The organism is Saccharopolyspora spinosa NRRL 18395, from assembly GCF_000194155.1.
Lineage (GTDB): Bacteria > Actinomycetota > Actinomycetes > Mycobacteriales > Pseudonocardiaceae > Saccharopolyspora > Saccharopolyspora spinosa.
Window position 1 is genome coordinate 2355707 of record NZ_GL877879.1, and the last position, 16669, is coordinate 2372375.

General features: G+C 68.4%; 20 protein-coding genes. 18 read left to right on the forward strand and 2 right to left on the reverse strand.

Translation table 11 applies throughout. The features are described 5' to 3' along the window. Window positions 1–232 precede the first annotated feature (232 nt). Window positions 233–1381 (forward strand): methyltransferase domain-containing protein, encoded by a 1149-nt coding sequence (locus SSPN_RS0130215; protein WP_029535865.1) that lies wholly within the window; start codon window positions 233–235, stop codon window positions 1379–1381. A gap of 128 nt (window positions 1382–1509) precedes the next feature. On the opposite strand, the gene SSPN_RS0130220 is transcribed toward SSPN_RS0130215, so the two are convergent. Next, window positions 1510–1803 (reverse strand): hypothetical protein, encoded by a 294-nt coding sequence (locus SSPN_RS0130220; protein WP_143539426.1) that lies wholly within the window; start codon window positions 1801–1803, stop codon window positions 1510–1512. Window positions 1804–1827: 24 nt separating this feature from the next. After that, entirely contained in the window at window positions 1828–2196 is a 369-nt protein-coding gene (locus tag SSPN_RS0130225) for a hypothetical protein (protein ID WP_010312388.1), read from the reverse strand. Between the two features lie 154 nt (window positions 2197–2350). On the opposite strand from SSPN_RS0130225, the gene SSPN_RS0130230 reads away from it, so the two are divergent. From SSPN_RS0130230 to SSPN_RS0130310, 17 genes are all read left to right on the forward strand, one after another. Further along, window positions 2351–3205, forward strand: a complete 855-nt coding sequence (locus SSPN_RS0130230) for a helix-turn-helix domain-containing protein (protein WP_010312390.1) — start codon at window positions 2351–2353, stop codon at window positions 3203–3205. Next, the gene (locus SSPN_RS0130235; protein WP_010312392.1) at window positions 3202–3417 is read left to right on the forward strand and encodes a DUF397 domain-containing protein; all 216 of its coding nucleotides are present in this window, start codon (window positions 3202–3204) and stop codon (window positions 3415–3417) included. The genes SSPN_RS0130230 and SSPN_RS0130235 overlap by 4 nt, the downstream gene beginning before the upstream one ends. 77 nt (window positions 3418–3494) lie before the next feature. Continuing rightward, window positions 3495–4478, forward strand: a complete 984-nt coding sequence (gene hemB, locus SSPN_RS0130240; RefSeq protein WP_044575115.1) for a porphobilinogen synthase — start codon at window positions 3495–3497, stop codon at window positions 4476–4478. After that, window positions 4475–5059, forward strand: a complete 585-nt coding sequence (locus SSPN_RS46585; protein ID WP_010312395.1) for a hypothetical protein — start codon at window positions 4475–4477, stop codon at window positions 5057–5059. The genes hemB and SSPN_RS46585 overlap by 4 nt, the downstream gene beginning before the upstream one ends. Window positions 5060–5102: 43 nt before the next feature. Then, the gene (locus tag SSPN_RS0130250) at window positions 5103–5630 is read left to right on the forward strand and encodes a hypothetical protein (RefSeq protein WP_101377145.1); all 528 of its coding nucleotides are present in this window, start codon (window positions 5103–5105) and stop codon (window positions 5628–5630) included. A 73-nt stretch (window positions 5631–5703) separates the two neighbouring features. Further along, window positions 5704–6261, forward strand: coding sequence for a hypothetical protein (locus tag SSPN_RS0130255; protein WP_010312402.1), 558 nt, complete (start codon window positions 5704–5706; stop codon window positions 6259–6261). Window positions 6262–6525: 264 nt separating this feature from the next. Beyond that, window positions 6526–7197, forward strand: coding sequence for a proline-rich domain-containing protein (locus tag SSPN_RS0130260; protein WP_237710788.1), 672 nt, complete (start codon window positions 6526–6528; stop codon window positions 7195–7197). Continuing rightward, on the forward strand, window positions 7197–7616 hold the full coding sequence (locus tag SSPN_RS0130265) for a hypothetical protein (RefSeq protein WP_010312405.1): 420 nt from the start codon (window positions 7197–7199) through the stop codon (window positions 7614–7616). Before SSPN_RS0130260 ends, SSPN_RS0130265 begins: the two co-directional genes overlap by 1 nt. Beyond that, a complete protein-coding gene (locus tag SSPN_RS0130270; protein WP_010312408.1) occupies window positions 7609–8043 on the forward strand; it encodes a hypothetical protein in 435 nt (144 codons plus the stop codon). The genes SSPN_RS0130265 and SSPN_RS0130270 overlap by 8 nt, the downstream gene beginning before the upstream one ends. Window positions 8044–8104: 61 nt before the next feature. Continuing rightward, complete coding sequence (locus SSPN_RS0130275; protein ID WP_237710789.1) at window positions 8105–8497, forward strand: hypothetical protein; 393 nt, start codon at window positions 8105–8107, stop codon at window positions 8495–8497. 34 nt (window positions 8498–8531) lie between these two features. Next, the gene (gene hemL, locus SSPN_RS0130280; protein WP_010312413.1) at window positions 8532–9881 is read left to right on the forward strand and encodes a glutamate-1-semialdehyde 2,1-aminomutase; all 1350 of its coding nucleotides are present in this window, start codon (window positions 8532–8534) and stop codon (window positions 9879–9881) included. Further along, a complete protein-coding gene (locus SSPN_RS0130285) occupies window positions 9878–10513 on the forward strand; it encodes a histidine phosphatase family protein (protein ID WP_010312415.1) in 636 nt (211 codons plus the stop codon). Before hemL ends, SSPN_RS0130285 begins: the two co-directional genes overlap by 4 nt. After that, window positions 10510–11106, forward strand: coding sequence for a TlpA disulfide reductase family protein (locus tag SSPN_RS0130290; protein WP_010312417.1), 597 nt, complete (start codon window positions 10510–10512; stop codon window positions 11104–11106). The genes SSPN_RS0130285 and SSPN_RS0130290 overlap by 4 nt, the downstream gene beginning before the upstream one ends. A 295-nt stretch (window positions 11107–11401) precedes the next feature. Next, the gene (locus tag SSPN_RS0130295) at window positions 11402–12184 is read left to right on the forward strand and encodes a cytochrome c biogenesis CcdA family protein (RefSeq protein WP_010312418.1); all 783 of its coding nucleotides are present in this window, start codon (window positions 11402–11404) and stop codon (window positions 12182–12184) included. After that, the gene (gene resB, locus SSPN_RS0130300; RefSeq protein WP_010312419.1) at window positions 12184–13806 is read left to right on the forward strand and encodes a cytochrome c biogenesis protein ResB; all 1623 of its coding nucleotides are present in this window, start codon (window positions 12184–12186) and stop codon (window positions 13804–13806) included. Before SSPN_RS0130295 ends, resB begins: the two co-directional genes overlap by 1 nt. Continuing rightward, a complete protein-coding gene (gene ccsB / locus SSPN_RS0130305; RefSeq protein ID WP_010312421.1) occupies window positions 13806–14804 on the forward strand; it encodes a c-type cytochrome biogenesis protein CcsB in 999 nt (332 codons plus the stop codon). The genes resB and ccsB overlap by 1 nt, the downstream gene beginning before the upstream one ends. 238 nt (window positions 14805–15042) lie before the next feature. Beyond that, complete coding sequence (locus SSPN_RS0130310) at window positions 15043–16629, forward strand: MinD/ParA family ATP-binding protein (protein ID WP_010312422.1); 1587 nt, start codon at window positions 15043–15045, stop codon at window positions 16627–16629. Window positions 16630–16669: the final 40 nt, after the last annotated feature.

A 16669-nucleotide genomic window follows, 5' to 3' on the forward strand; every position in this document is an offset into this window, starting at 1 on the left:
CCGTCCCGTCGAGGCTGATCGGTTTGTGCTCTGTCTTGGTGAAATCTGTCTTGGTGAAAAGCGTTGCCGGTCAGGGGGAAGAAGCCCTTTTTGGTTCTGGGATCCCATACTGTCGCCAAGAGCAGGACGGCGGAGAGGAGATTCCTGGTGGTCGACAACAGGCATTCGGTGGAGGACGACAAGCAGACCGGCAAGACCGCCGACGACCTTGACCCCACGGACTTTGAGAAAGATGAGGACGACAGCTAGGGGCGGGGACTCCGCGCTTATCGCGGAGTTGCAGTCGGCTGGGCAGTTGTCCACCAGGTGCGGCTCGGCGTTTCGGGCGGTGGCGCGGGAGTGGTTCGTTCCGGACCGGATGTGGGTTCAGGAGGTCGACGGCGGTCCATACGAGCCGATGGACCGGTCTGCGGAGCCGCAACGCTGGCTGCACAACGTCCACTCGAACCGCGTGATCGTGACGCAGTTCGACGATGGTGCGACATCTTGGCCCGAGGTCGGTTGTCGGCCCACATGTTCGGCATCCATGCCGTCAGCGGTGGCAGGAATGCTCGATGCTCTCGATATCAGCTCTGGACAGTCGGTTCTGGAGATCGGGACCGGCACCGGATACAACGCCGCGCTGCTCGCCGAACTCGTCGGCGTGCAAGGAAAAGTGACGACGATCGAAATTGACGCCGACCTCGCGGCAACCGCCCGGGCACGGCTCGAGGCGGTTGGGTACGGCCACGTCGCCGTCGTCGTCGGTGACGCCGCGGCGATGGCCGTGATCGAGAAGTTCGACCGGGTCATCGCCACCGCCGGGGTGCGTCTCGGGCAGCTTCCCGTTGGGTGGCTCGAGAACGCGCGGATCGGCGGCGTGATCCTGGCACCGATGCGGGCCGATCTCGCCTCGGGCCCGTTGGTCCGGTTCGAGGTCGAGCGGGACGGCGTGGGCTGCGGGCACGCTGTGCAGGGACTGCGGGTCGGCTTCATGGAGCTCCGCTCGCACCGCGTCGCCGCGCTTCCATTCGATGGGCTGCGCTGGGACGACCCGGCCGCCGACCGGTCGATCACTGAGGTCAGCCCGTTCAAGATGCTGATCGACGAAGCGTCCAGGTGGGCGGTGGCGGTGGCGGTTCCCTCCTGCCGGTACAGCCTGGAGAAGAAGACCCCGGAACGTGACCACGGCGTAGCGTGGCTGAGCGATCCGGTATCCGGTTCGTGGGCCAGCGTCGTCCCAGACAACCGGAGCCGCTACACCGTTCGGCAGTCGGGGCCTCGTCGGTTGTGGGACGAGGCGGAAGCCGCGTTCCGGTGGTGGCAGTGTCACGGAGAGCCGTCGCTGGAAGCCTGGCGCTGGACTGTTGCTCCTGACCGCCAGACCGTCGCACTGGCCTGACCGCCAGAACAAGGGTGGCCGCTCTCCGGGAAAAGGATGGCCGGTCGGTGCGTGGGGAGAGGACCGCACCGACCGGCCCGCGAGGGCCGGGGGACTTCGGGGTGTCTACCGCTCGGCCCGGGGCTTGATCAGCTGCGGCAGAGAGAGTCCAGGACTCGTCGTTGCAGCTCCAGCGGCGGTATCGCCGGGGCGTCGTTGTCGGGCCAGCACGGCTCGGGCTCCCGGAGCTGGTGCCTGCCCTGGCGTTCCCACTGTTGTCGCTCTTTCTCGACGTGCGCGATCAACTGCCACACGGTCAAAGCCCCTTCGCCGCCCCCTGAGTGCTGCCCGTAGGCGGCGAAGGCGCGCCACCCCCACCCGGAGGCGGTCAGGACGGTGACCGCAGCGCCAAAGCAGGTGGTGAGAACGAGCAGCGAGGTCATCAGCATTCCCTTTCGGTGGTCGGGTCAGTTCACGGAGTCGCTGGGAATCCACAGCTCGCTCGGGCGGGAGAGGGTGAGCGCCGGGGCTCCCGGCGAGCCGTGCGACGGCAGGCCGAGCAGTTCCATCACCACGTCGGCAACCGCGCCTCGGGCGTGCCACAGCGGCGGCGGCGAGGCATGGAACTCCAGGTCATCGACCCGGACCCGAGCCGCCAAGGCGTCGAAGGCCGACCGAGCCAGGTACATGTCGATCGCGCCGTGCCGCACCCGGATCCCTTGCACCGCAAGGACACCGTCGAGCGTCGGCAGGTACGAGAACCGGAACCCCGCGCGCACGCTCGCCTCAACGGCCCCCAGATGCGGCCGCAACCAAGCCTCCGGCTGCTCAACCATCCCGTTTCTCCTAGTCACTGGAGTAACTCTCGTTGTCGTCACGCTACAACTGTCACGTGATAAGACGAAAGATCCCGATCGGATGACATCGCTGGCCGTGAGTTGTCGTGGGATAGTGCGGTGCCCTGATGGTCGATCTTGAGAGGACGAGACGATGGCAAACCCGCCTCCACCGCTTGCGCGACGGATCGAACTCGGTGCGCTTCTGCGGACGTACCGCGAACGCGCGAGCCTGGAGGTCGGGGAAGTCGCAGAGGCTCTCGGCTGGAGCTATGTCCAGAAGGTCGGGCTCATGGAGTCCGGAAAGAGGAAGCTCGCGCCCTTGGAACTCAACGCTCTGCTGGATCTCTACAAGCTGAGCGCACACGAACGAGAAAGAGTTATCGCTCTCGGCAAGGAAGCCCGCAAGCGTGATACCGGCCCCGCGTTCGTTGCGGACTGGGCACAAACGTACGTCGCGCTCGAATCCGCAGCGTCGCACCTGAAGCTCTACCGGGAGGAGCTCGTCCCGGGCCTTCTGCAAACCGAGGAGTACGCGCGCACCATCCTCGAAGAAGGTGACGCCCTGACGGCACGTGAAATTGACCGCGCAGTCGCGCGTCGAGCCCAACGTCAGGAGAGGCTCGCCGAGTCCGACGCTCCGCGCGTCACCGTTGTCTTGAGTGAATCAGTGCTGCGTCGAGCTGTGGGTAGGGCAGCGGTGATGCGGGGGCAGATCGACTACATCCACAAGCTGGCGAACCTGCCGAACTTCGACGTTCGCATCCTCCCGTTCTCGGTGGGCGCGCACCTGGCGCTCGGGACCTCGTTCACGCTGCTTCACCTGGGCGACCCAATGGTGACGTTCGCGTATGTCGAAGCCCTGACTGATTCCGATTTCTTTGATGGACCACCGCACACCGAGTTCTATACGCTGGCATTCGATCGGGCGCAGCGGGCGTCGCTGTCTTCCGCTGAGTCGCTGGGAATGCTCGATCGAGTCAAGTTCGAGCCCGATCCTCTGGAGTGATCGAAGTGGTGCGTGCGTCCGAGCTTTCCGTCACATGGCGCAAGAGCAGCCGCAGCCAGAACGGGGCTGACAACTGCGTCGAGGTTGCGCGCTTATCCACCGCCACCGCTGTTCGGGACTCCAAGGACCCTGATGGTCCGGCGTTGGTCTTCGGGGCCGGTGTTTTCGGCGGTTTCCTCGACCGGATCAAGGCCGAGCGCTTCTCGAGCTGATCCCTCGGCTCGTGCGTTCTGTCGGGTCGTTACGCTCGTGGTGTCACCCCGCCGAGCCTGTTTGGGGAGCCGCCGTCATGTACCCCTCGCACCGTCCGCGTCGACTTCGCCGCAACGCCGCGCTGCGCAGACTGGTTTCCGAGACTTCTGTGGAGCCCCGGCACTTGGTGCTGCCGATGTTCGTTCGCGAGGGCGTGACCGAGCCGGTGCCGATCCAGTCGATGCCCGGCGTCGTGCAGCACAGCCGCGACTCGCTGCGCAAGGCCGCCGTCGACGCCGTCAGAGCTGGTGTCGGCGGCCTGATGCTGTTCGGCGTGCCGACTACGCACGACGCCGAGGGTTCCGGCGCGGTCGACCCCGACGGCATCCTCAACGTCGCGCTGCGCGACCTGCGCCGCGAGCTCGGCGACGACACCGTGCTGATGGCCGACCTGTGCCTGGACGAGTTCACCGACCACGGGCACTGCGGCGTGCTGGACGAAGACGGCAACGTCGACAACGACCGCACGCTGCAGATCTACGGCGAGATGGCCGTCGTGCAGGCCCAGTCCGGGGCGCACGTGGCCGCCCCCAGCGGCATGATGGACGGCCAGGTCGGCGTGATCCGCGATTCGCTGGACGCGACCGGCTTCGGCGACACCTCGATCCTGGCTTACTCCGCTAAGTACGCCTCCGCCTTCTACGGGCCGTTCCGCGACGCGGTGGACTCGCAGCTCAAGGGCGACCGCAAGACCTACCAGCAGGACCCGGGCAACGGCCGGGAAGCGCTGCGCGAGGCGGACCTGGACCTCGCCGAGGGCGCCGACATGGTGATGGTCAAGCCCGCGATGTCCTACCTCGACGTGCTGCGGGACATCGCGGGCGTCGCCGACGTGCCGGTGGCCGCCTACCAGGTGTCCGGCGAGTACTCGATGATCGAGGCCGCCGTCGCCAACGGCTGGCTGGACCGGCAGCGCACCGTGCTGGAAACCCTGACCTCGATCCGGCGGGCCGGTGCCGACATCGTCCTGACCTACTGGGCGGTCGAGGCCGCGCGCTGGCTGCAGGGCGTGCGGGCATGACGGACCTGGGGCAACGGGTGGACGCGTTCGGCCGACCGGTACCCGAGCCGGCTCCCACATCACCGCAGGCGCTGCTGGTGGCGCGGTGGCTGTGGATCGGGTCGGTGCTGATCGGCGTCGTGCAGGCGTTCATCCAGCTCGTCGACCGGCCCCAGCTGATCGCCGAGCTGCGCCAGCTTCAGCCGGGCATGTCGCAGATGGACCTGGAGGCCGCGGCCAACAGCGGGATCATGGTCACGTTCCTGCTCAAGGCGATGATCCTGTTGCTGTACGTGGTGCTGTCCCGGCGGATGCTGGAAGGCCGGAACTGGGCGCGCATCGTGCTCACCGTCTTCGGCGGCTTCGGGATCTTCAACGCCGTGCTCACCGTGCTCACCGTTTCGCTGGTCGGCACCGCGCTGATCCGCGAGCTCAGCGGTGTCGCCATCACCGGCGTGGACGTCGTGTTCTCGTTGGTCGTGATGCTCGTCGAGATCGCCGCGATCGTTTTCATGTACCGCCCGGACTCGAACCGGTTCTTCCGGGCGGTGCGGAACCGGCGATCCGGTAACCCACCGGCAACGACCGGTAACGGTTGGTAATAATTCCTGGACAATGGGCGTTGCGGTTCCTAACCTGGGCCAGGTGACGCCGCCGCAGGAACCCGAGCGCGACCCGTACTCCGCTCCGCAGGTGCCCGGCCACGGGCCGTGGCGGCCGAGCTCGATCAACAACGCCTTCTGGGCGGGGATCGCCAGCGTGGTGGTGGGCTTCGCGATGCTGGCGGCGGCTTTCCTGCTGGTGTCGGACGCCGAGCTGCAGTTGGTGCTGGAGGAGACCGCGGCGCAGGGCCAGCGGTTGACGATGGAGCAGGCACGCGGCATCTACTCCGTGGTGCTGGTGATGTTGACCGTCATCGTGGCCATCATCGCGGCGCTGTGGATCATGTTCCTGTTCTTCATGCGGCGCGGGCGGAACTGGGCGCGGATCGTGATCACGGTGGTCGGGGCCGTGTGGATCCTGCTCACCCTCCCGTCGATCGCCGGTGGCACGGCGGGCGGCATCGCGAGTGCGCTGCTCTCGGTGCTGCAGGTGCTGACCGTCGCGGCGACCATCGTCTTCGCCTATCTCGCACCGTCGAACCAGTACTTCCAAACCGGTCGGCACCGGTGACCGCGGCCCCTTCTTCGGCCGGATGTCGGGCATTACGGCGAGTCGGAATGCTCCGCTGTACTACGGTTTCCGGGTGACAGTGCCCCAGAACCCCTGGCAGCAGGGCCAGAATCCCCAGCAGTTCGCGCCGCACGCGGGCTATCCGCAGCAGGTTCCCGCCGGGAAGCCGCGCGTGCCCGGCACCGTGGGTTTCGCCAGCGTCGTCGGGCTCGTGATGCCGCCGCTGTCCGCGGCGCTGAGCGTTCTCAACTTCGTGATCATGATCGTCATGTTCGGCAAGTACATCTCGGACATTTGGTCCGCCCTCCTCACCAACATGATCTTCGTCGGCATCGCAGTGGTGTCCGCGGTCCTCTGGATCGTTTTCTCGCTGCTGATGCGGCGCGGGCGCGGTTGGGCCCGGACCGTGCTGGTGGTCATGTCTGCGATCTGGCTGATCTACACCATCTACTCGATCGCCTCGTTCCTGGTCGCCGTCGGCGGGAACTTCGGGCCCGTCTTCAGTAGTCCCTCGGCGATCATCGGCCTGGTCCAGATGTTCATCATCGTCCCGATCACGACGGTGCTCTTCATCGTCCTCGTGTTCCTGAAGCCGTCGAACGACTACTTCAAGGCCGCGCGGGGCAGGTGAGTTCGCGCAAACCGAGGCGGTGCCCGGACGTCGGCTATGTCGGCCAGCCGAGCCGATCACTCGTGGTCCGGTCGGCGGGTGACTTCGTCCCGGAACCCTTGGCAGCGGGGGCCGAATCCGCAGCTTCTCCCGTCGCAGCGCGGCTACCAGGTCACGATCCAGGTGTTCCTGGAACCGTTGAACGACTACATCGAACTGTGCGGTGCAGGTGAGTTTGCGCAACCAAGTAGACAGCGACTCCGCCCTGTTCATACTGTTTGCCGCGTGACTTCACCGCAAAATCCTTGGCAACAAGGTGGGTACCCGCAGGGCGGGACTCCATCCGGCGGTTTTCCGCAGCAATACCCGCAGGGCGGGTATTCGCAGTATCCGCAGTCGAATCCGTTCGCGGCGCCGCCGGTTCCGGCGCAGGAGCTGAGCGCGTTCCAGCGGCCGATCACCGTGGAGATCGCGTTCTGGATCGCGATCGTCGTGCCGCTGCTGGCCACGGTGCTGTCCGTGGTGAGCTACCTGCTGCTGCAGGGCTTTGTGAACGACTCCATCGCCGGCAGCATGGGCGACCCGGATCTCGACCAGCAGATCTCGTCCGTCGCCAACGGGGTCATGCTGTTCTTCTTCGTCTTCATCACGATCATCTACCTGGTCCTGACCGGGTTGTGGATCCTCTTCGGCTTCAAGATGCGGGCCGGGAAGAACTGGGCGCGGATCACGCTCACGGTGCTCGCGGGCCTCTGGATGCTGTCCGGCGTCATCGCGCTGATCCAGGGCGGCAGCATGACGATGTCCGGTGACCTGGAAGGCGCGAACCTGCCCAGCTCGTACTTCGCGTTGTCCTACAGCCAGACCGGGCTGGGCCTGGTGGGGATGATCGTGTTCCTCGCGTTGGCCTACCTGAAGCCGTCGAACTGGTACTTCAAGGCGGCGAGCCGGTTCTGATGGATTCGCCGCGACCGCTGCGCTACGCCATCGTCCTGTGGTGGGTGGTGGCGCTCGTGCTCGCGTGGCAGACGGCGTTGATGTGGTTCGGGCGCACCGAACTGGCGGGACGGATGATCGAGCGGCGCCAGGCCACACCGGCGGACGCGGTCGAGCGCACGCAGCAACTACTCGTGATGAACACCGGGATCGCCGCGGTGTTGGTGGCGGCCTACCTGGTGTTGGGGGCGCTGCTGTTCAAACGGCGCCCCTGGGCCCGCGCCGTGCTGTCGGCGTTCGCACTGCTGCACCTGGTGATGCTGCTGGGCACCGGGGCGGTGCTCAGCGTGAACGTGGTCCTGCTCATCCTGGGCGCCTTCGCCGCGGTGCTGATGTGGTGGCGTTCGAGCACGGACTGGCTGACGGGTGAGCATGACTGAACTGGTGCTGTATTCGGAGCGCGGCAGCAGCTGGTGGCCGGTGCTGTGGGGACCGGTGTTCGCGCTGCTCGGGTTCGGCGTCGAGGCGTTGACACCGGGCCCGGTGAACGCGGCGACGTGGCTGCTAGTCGGCGGTGTGCTCGCGGCCGCCGCCGCGATCTGGGTGTACGGCCGCCGCCGACTGGTTTCGGTGCGGCTGACGCCGGCGGAGCTGGTGCAGGGGCGGGAAGAGCTCGCGGTCAGCCGCATCGCGGCGGTCACCGATGTAGGAGCGTCCGTGGGGGCCCGAGTGCTCGGCGGGAGCTGGACGATCCCGAAGGGAACGGGTGAGGTGCCGTTGCGGCTCGAACCCGACGAAGTGGTCCTGGCCTGGGCGAAGGACCCCGAAGCCCTGTCGGCGGCCCTGGCCCGCCTGGTGGAGGAGTAGTCGCTCACGGCTCTGCTCGGTGGTTGGAGTAGTGCTTGCTCGGTTGTATGCGGTGTGCACGGTGAGTCGTGAGACGCTTCTTCGCGTGACGACTCCGGAACCGTGGCCTGCCGACGGGCCGAAACTCACCGTCGACACCGAAAGCGCCGAGCACGCCGACGAACCAATCCGTTCGGCCGGACTGAACCAGCCGTGGCGGGCCGCCGTGGCCGGGATCGAGCTCGTCGTTGCCGTGGTGCTGCTGCTCGTAGGTTGGTGGGCGTGGCAGCGCGGGACGGTGACGATCTACCTGCCGGGTCCGCAAGGCGCCGTCGACGTCGTCACCAGGTCGATCGGGAGCTGGCTGGGCACCTCCGTGGGCGCGGTGACAATGGCCGGGTTGCTGCTGCTCGACGCGATCCGGCAGTTGGTGCTGGCGTCGCGGGCCCGTCGCCGGGAGTCCAACGGGGTGTGACCGGTCACTGCGCCGCGCCTGTCAGACTGGGGACGTGACAGCTCCTGCGAACCCCGCATCGAATTCGAACGACGATCCGGCTCCGCGGTCGCGGAAGCTGTTCGAGCGCGCACTCGCGGTGACGCCGGGCGGCGTGAACTCGCCGGTCCGGGCGTTCCACTCGGTAGGCGGCACACCGCGCTTCATGGTCCGCGGCGAAGGCGCCTACCTGTGGGACGCCGACGACAACCGGTACGTCGACCTGGTGTCCTCCTGGGGGCCGATGATCAACGGCCACGCGCACCCCGACGTGGTTCGGGCGGCGCAGGAGGCCGCTTCGCACGGGCTTTCCTTCGGCACGCCGGGCGCCGGTGAGATCGACCTCGCCCAGGAGATCATCGACCGCGTCGAACCGGTCCAGCAGGTCCGGCTGGTCAACTCCGGCACCGAGGCGACGATGAGCGCCGTCCGGCTGGCCCGCGGGTTCACCGGCCGCCAGAAGATCGTCAAGTTCGCTGGCTGCTACCACGGCCACGTCGACGCGCTGCTGGCCAGCGCCGGCTCCGGGGTCGCCACCCTTGGGCTGCCGACGTCGCCGGGCGTCACCGGTGCCCAGGCGGCGGACACCATCGTGCTGCCCTACAACGACCTCGAAGCCGTGCGGCAGGTCTTCGCCGAGCAGGGCGACCAGATCGCCTGCGTGATCACCGAGGCCGCGGCGGGCAACATGGGCGCGGTCGCGCCGCTGCCCGGTTTCAACGCTGGGCTGCGGGAGCTCACCAGCGCCGCCGGGGCGCTGCTGATCATGGACGAGGTCATGACCGGTTTCCGCGTTTCCGCGGCCGGTTGGTTCGGCATCGACGGCATCGCCGGTGACCTCTACACGTTCGGCAAGGTGATGTCCGGCGGGCTGCCCGCGGCGGCCTTCGGCGGACGTGCCGACGTCATGGCCCGTCTCGCCCCGTCCGGGCCGGTGTACCAGGCGGGAACGCTGTCCGGGAACCCGGTCGCTGTCGCCGCCGGGCTGGCCAACCTGCGTGCCGCCGACGCCGAGGTCTATGCGGCGCTGGACCGCAACAGCAAACGGCTCGGCGAACTGCTCGGCGCGGCGCTGACTGCGGAAGGCGTGCCGCACCAGGTCGGATACGCCGCGAACATGGTCAGTGTCTTCTTCAGCGAGACCCCGGTGCACAACTACGAACAGGCGCAGGCCCAGCAGGTCTGGCGGTTCCCCGCCTTCTTCCACGAGCTGCTCCGGCGCGGTGTGTACGCGCCGCCGAGCGCGTTCGAGTCCTGGTTCGTCAACGCGGCGATGGACGAGGCGGCATTCGGGGCGATTGCCGAAGCTCTGCCGCACGCCGCCCGGGCCGCCGCCGCGGCCACCGCCCCGGAGGCACGCGCATGACCGGCGAGAAGACCGTGGTGCACTTCCTGCGCCACGGCGAAGTGCACAACCCCGACGGAGTCCTCTACGGCCGCCTGCCGGGCTACCGGTTGTCGGACCGGGGAGAACAGCAGGCCAAGATCGTCGCGGAGTTCCTGACCGGGCGCGAGGTCACGCACGTCGGCGCTTCGCCGCTGCAGCGCGCGCAGCAGACGGCAATGCCGATCAGCGCGGCGTTCCAGCTCGACGTGGCCACCGACGAGCGGCTCATCGAGGCCGGCAACCGCTTCGAAGGCCTGAAGGTGTCGGTCGGGGACGGCGCGCTGCGGTCGCCGAAGCACTGGCCGAAGCTGTGGAACCCGCTGCGTCCGTCGTGGGGCGAGCCGTACCTGCAGATCGCGCACCGCATGCTGGGCGCGGCGCACCGGGCCCGGGCGGCCGCCGCCGGTCACGAGGCGGTGTGCGTTTCTCACCAGCTGCCGATCTGGACGCTGCGCCGCTTCCTGGAAGGCAAGCCGATGTGGCACGACCCGCGGCGGCGGCAGTGCTCGCTGGCATCGCTGACGAGCCTGGTGTTCCGCGGCGAAGAACTGGTGCGGATCGCTTACGTCGAACCGGCCGGGGAAACCGATCCGAAGGTGACGGGGGCATGAAACGACTGTTGGTGCGGTTCGCGCTGGTCGCGGCGGCGTTTGCGCTGGTCGCCGGCTGCGCGACCCAAGGCGACGATGCCGTCTCGCAGGGCGGCGGCGGTGAGTTCACCTTCGTCTCGCCCGGCGGGCAGACCCGCCTCTTCTACCCGCCGGAGCAGCGCGGCCGGGTTTCCGGCATGTCCGGCGAGAGCCTCCTGGAACCGAACAAGCAGATCGGGCTGGACGACTTCAAGGACAAGGTCGTCGTCCTGAACATCTGGGGCTCGTGGTGCGGGCCGTGCCGGTCCGAGGCGGACGACCTGCAGGCGGTGCAGGACAAGACCGCCGCCCAGGGCGTCCAGGTGCTCGGCATCAACGTGCGGGACAGCCAGACGGCCGCCGCGGACTTCAACCGCGACCGGAAGCTGACCTACCCGTCGATCTTCGACCCCTCGGGTCGCACGCTGCTGGCGCTGCGGCAGTTCCCGCGCAGCACCGTCCCGGCCACGATCGTCCTCGACCGGCAGCACCGCGTCGCGGCGGTCTTCCTGACGGAGATGTTGGAGAGCGAGCTGCTCCCCGAAGTCCAGAAGGTCGCCGCCGAACAGAGCTGAGGGTTCCAGGCCCGTGCCGGTGGTGAGCGGCGATTTCACGTGAAATCGCCGTTCCGGACACCTCCGTACGTGCAGGTGGTGGCCCGTTCGGAAGCGGGCGCGCGGCTGGGCTCCGGCCCGGTGTGATGCTCGTCTCCTGGCCGTCCGGAGGAGTGTGCGGTGGTCCCGAAAACGCGGGACCTAAGGCCCTGGCAGGAACGCGTCGTGCCTGCACAAGGCGTTCACCAGGAAAAATGTGGGCCGGTTCACCGAGCCCGGTGGTAGATCGCCCTCTTGACTTTCCTACCCTCGAAGTGTGAACCCCACCGAGCTCGCCGCGACCGGTCCGCTGCTGTTCGCGGCGGCGATCGCAGCGCTCGCCGGGGCGATCAGCTTCGCCTCGCCCTGCGTGGTGCCGCTGGTGCCCGGATACCTGGCCTACCTGGCCGGTGTCGTCGGCGCCGAGGCGCCGCCGGTGGACGTCGCGGAGGCCGAGCAAGGCCGCCGCGGGCGCTGGCGGGTCGCCGGAGCCGCCCTGCTCTTCGTAGCCGGGTTCACCGTTGTCTTCGCCTCGGGAACGCTCATCCTCCTCGGGCTGTCAGACGTGCTGTTGGCCAATGAGCTGCTGCTGCAGCGCATCGGCGGGGTCGTCACGGTCGCGATGGGGCTGGTCTTCCTCGGTTTCGTGCCCGCCCTGCAGCGCGACGTTCGGCTGCACCGGGTGCCACGCGCCGGGGTGTGGGGTGCGCCGCTGCTGGGGGCCGTGTTCGGGCTCGGTTGGACGCCGTGCCTGGGCCCGACGCTGGCCGGGGTCACGTCGGTGGCGATCGCCACCGACGCCGGTACCGGCATGGCGGTCCGCGGCGTACTGCTCGTCCTGGCCTACTGCGTGGGCCTGGGGTTGCCGTTCGTGGTGCTGGCGATCGGGGCCCGGTGGGCGATCCGAAGCGCCGGCTGGTTGCGTCGGCGTGCCCGCGCCATCCAGATCGCGGGTGGCGTGCTGCTGGTGGTGGTGGGCCTGCTGCTCGTCACCGGTTTGTGGGGAGAGCTGATCGCGGTGCTGCGTGGTCCGATCGCTGGTTTCGAGACGCCGATCTGATGCCCGGATTCCTCAACGCGACCCTGGCGTTCCTGCGCAACACCTGGCGCGGGCTGACCTCGATGCGCACCGCGCTGGTGCTGCTGTTCCTGCTCGCGCTCGCCGCGCTGCCCGGTGCGCTGATCCCGCAGCGCTCGCTGAACCAGAGCGAAGTGGACCGGTACTTCAGGGATTACCCGAATCTCGCGCCGATCCTGGACAAGCTCGGTGCGTTCGAGGTGTTCAGTTCGGTCTGGTTCGCCTCCATCTACGTGCTGCTGTTCATCTCGCTGATCGGTTGCCTGCTGCCGCGCTGCTGGGAGTACTACAAGCAGTGGCGCAGCAAGCCGGTCCGGACGCCGCGCAACCTCGGCCGGATGCCGCACTACGAGCAGGCCACCCTCGACGCCTCGGTCGACGAGGTGATGACCTCCGCACGCAAGCGGCTGCGCGGCTGGCGCATGGTCGAACGCGAAGAGGCCGATGGCGCGCTTTCGATCAGCGCCGAGCGGGGTTTCCTGCGGGAGATCGGCAACCTCGTCTTCCACTTCGCCCTGGTGGGCATGCTCATCGGCGTCGCAGGCGGCAAGCTGTACGGCTACGAGGGCCAGGTCATCGTGGTCGCCGACGGCTCCGAGTTCTGCAACTCCGGGACCTACAACTACGACTCCTTCCGCGCCGGGCTCACCGTCGACGGCACCCAGCTCAACCCGTTCTGCGTGCGCCTCAACGACTTCGAGGTGAAGTACCAGCCGACGGGGCAGGTCGAGAGCTACCGCGTCGACATGCAGTACCAGGCCGGTGGCGACCTCGACACCAACACCTGGCAGCCCTACCTGCTGCAGGTCAACCACCCGCTGCGCATCGTCGGCGACCGCGTCTACCTGTCCGGCAACGGCTACGCCCCGAAGTTCACGGTCACCTTCCCCGACGGCCAGCAGCGCACCGGGCTCATCCAGTGGCAGCCGGTTTCCATTCAGACGATGCTGTCGCAGGGCGCCACCAAGTTCGACCCGCCGGGCGTGCAGGACGAGGCGCAGCGGCGGCAGAGCCAGCTCGCGATCACCGGCCTGTTCGCGCCGACCGCCACCTTCGACGGCAAAGTCCTGAGCTCCGGCTTCCCGGACCTGCTCGATCCGGCCGTGGCCGTGGACGTGCTGCGCGGCGACCTCGGCCTCGACTCCGGACGCGGCCAGTCGATCTTCAGCGTCGACCAGTCGATGGTGGACCAGGGCAGGCTCAAGCGGGTCGCCCGGCAGAACCTGCGCCCCGGCGAGGAGATCCGCCTCGACGACGGCACCAGGGTCCACTTCGACGGTGTCGAGCGCTGGGCCAACCTGCAGGTCTCGCACGACCCGTTCCAGCCGTGGGTGCTCGGCTTCGCCATCGCGATCATCTTCGGCATCGGCACCTCGCTGACCATCAAGCGCCGCCGGGTGTGGGTCCGTGCGGTGCCGAGCCCGGAACCGGATGATTCCCGTTCCGCGCGTACCGTTGTCGAAGTCGGCGGACTCGCCCGGACCGATCAGGCCGGTTATGGCGAGGAGTTCACCAGGCTTACCGCCGACCTGCTCGGCACGGGTGTCGATCACTCGCCGCAGTCACGCGCGGTCGCCGGGTCCGCGCGCGAAAGGAAGAGCTGATGCCGGTCAATCAGACGCTGTCGACTTACAGCGACATGGCGTACGCGACCTCCGTGGTCGTCTACATCGCCGCGATGTTGCTGTACTTCGGGGAATTCGCTTACGGCAGGACCGGGGCGGGAGTCCGCAAGCGCGAGTCGGCGCTGGTCAACGCCGGTGGAGGGGCCACCTCGACCCCGGTGATCGGGCACGTTGAGACCCCGCAGAAGCGCCCGCTGAGCGAGCGCCTCGGCGGCATGGCCGTCGCCATGACCGTGCTCGGCGCGTTGGTGCACGCTGCTTCCCTTCTGCTGCGCGGTTTCGCCACCGGCCGGGTGCCGTGGGGCAACATGTACGAGTTCGGTTCGGCGATCTGCCTGGCCGCGGTGGTCGCCTGGGGCATCGTGCTGTTCCGGCAGCTGCGCGCCGAGCGCCGCGAGGCCACCCCGACGCAGCTGCGTGGACTCGGTGGCTTCCTGATGCTGCCGGTGATCCTGCTGCTGTTCCTGTCCGGCACGGTGCTCTACGCCAAGGCCGCCCCGCTGCAGCCGGCGCTGCAGTCCTACTGGATCGTGATCCACGTCGCGGCGGCTATCGTCTCCAGCGGTGTCCTGCTCTTCGCTGGTGTGGCCAGCGTGCTTTACCTGCTGCGGTGCCGTTTCGAGAACAACCCGCTGAAGCTGGCCAAGTTCGGCTCCCGGCTCCCGACCAGCCAGGCGCTGGACCGGATGGCCTACCGCGCCACCGTGATCATCTTCCCGGTCTGGACATTCGCGATCGTTGCCGGCGCGATCTGGGCGGAGGCCGCCTGGGGCCGGTTCTGGGGCTGGGACCCGAAGGAGACCTGCTCGTTCGTCGCGTGGGTCGTCTACGCCGCGTACCTGCACGCCCGCGCGACCGCCGGCTGGCGGGGCGTCCGGGCCGCGTGGATCAACATCTTCGGTCTGGCCGTCATGATCTTCAACCTGTTTTTCATCAACATCGTCGTCGCCGGGCTTCACTCGTACGCTGGACTGTGAGTTCGTGATCTGCGTCGACCGGTGCGCCGCCGCGAATCGGCCGCAACGGCCGCATTTCCCGGCGCGCCGTCCGCCACCTGCGCAGTTCGGGCTTCCCGTGCGGGAACCGTCGGCGGAAATGACCTGCCACCCCCGGTGACTTGTAGGTATATCTGGGACTACCGTGCCTTGCGGAGGACGGGGAGATCTCGATTCGGTCCGGCAGGGCCCGACTCGATTGTCTGGAGGGACGGCAACGGTGACCGGTCAGTACGAAGAGCCCGGAGCGCGGCGCGAGACGGGTATCGCCTCGACGCAGGCCGACGGTGCGGTCGCCGAGCCGCAAACCACGGGCAACGGCGCCGCGTCGGCTCCGGACGGTCAGTACGTCGAGCCCACGACGTCGCCGGGGCAACCGCACCCGGCCCCCGAGCACCCGACACCGTCCTACACGGACCCGGCGCAGCCAGGGCAGTCCGGCGCTTACTCGATGGGCGACGCGCCGCAGCCGTACTACCCGGGAGGTGCGCCGAGCGGCGCCGCAGCACCGCCGCCGTACGCCGACCCGAACCAGTCCGGCCCGCGGCAGTTCCCGCCGGGGCCAGCCGCCGGTCCGCAGCAGCAGCCGAACACCTCGGGTCCGCACCCGGTGCCCGGAGCGCAGTCGGGTCCCTACTCGGTTTCCGGCGGACCCTCCGGACCGTTGCCGCCAGTTTCCGGTGGGCAGTCCGGGCCGTACGCGCCGGTGTCCGGTGGGCAGTCCGGGCCGTACCCGACCGCGGGCGAGCAGCCTGTCCCCGCGCACCCGTACGCGCCGCAGAACCCGCAGGGCGGGCCGCAACCGGGCCCGCAGCAGTCGTTTTCGTCATACACCCAGGCTGCCCCGTCCGGCGGCACCGGGGATCAGCCATTCGGCCAGGACCTCTCGTCCGCTCAGCTGCTCCGGCCGACCAAACGGTCACCCCAATCGGGCTGGCGCAAAGCCGTCTTCCTGGCCAGCGGCAAGACCGTGAACCTCGGTGAGGGGCCGGCCGATCGGCGGCGCCGCGAGCTGATCGCCCGGATCAACCAGCCGCTGCAGGGCTGCTACAAGATCGCGATGCTGAGCCTCAAGGGCGGTGTCGGCAAGACCACGACCACCGCGACGCTCGGCTCCACCTTCTCGTCGCTGCGCGGTGACCGGGTGATCGCCGTCGACGCGAACCCGGACCGCGGCACGCTGAGCCAGAAGATCCCGCTGGAAACCACCGCGACCGTGCGGCACCTGCTGCGCGACGCGCACCGGATCCGCAAGTACAGCGACGTCCGCTCCTACACCTCGCAGGGGCCGAGCCGACTGGAGATCCTCGCCAGCGAACAGGATCCGGCCGTTTCCGAAGCGTTCAGCGAAGACGATTACCGGCGCACTGTCACGCTGCTGGAGCACTTCTACAACGTCGTGCTGACCGACTGCGGCACCGGCCTGATGCACTCCGCGATGAAGGGCGTGCTGGACCTGGCGGACTCGCTGGTCATCGTGTCGCCCAGCTCGATCGACGGGGCGCGCAGCGCTTCGGCCACATTGGACTGGCTGGAGGCGCACGGCTACGGCGACCTGGTGTCCCGGTCCGTCGCGGTGATCAACTCGGTGCGCCCGGGGTCCGGCAAGGTCGACGTGGACAAGTTGGCCGCGCACTTCGGGGCTCGCTGCCGCGCGGTTTCGAAGATCCCGTTCGACCCGCACCTGGAAGAAGGCGCGGAGGTGGAGCTGGATCGGCTCGACGCGCCTACCCGGATGGCGCTGCTGGAACTGGCCGCGATCGTGGCCGACGACTTCCCGCACGCCCCCGGCCGCAACCGGGGCTGATGTCGCGTTAGTGTGGGCGCTGCCGCCCCACCAACGGCAC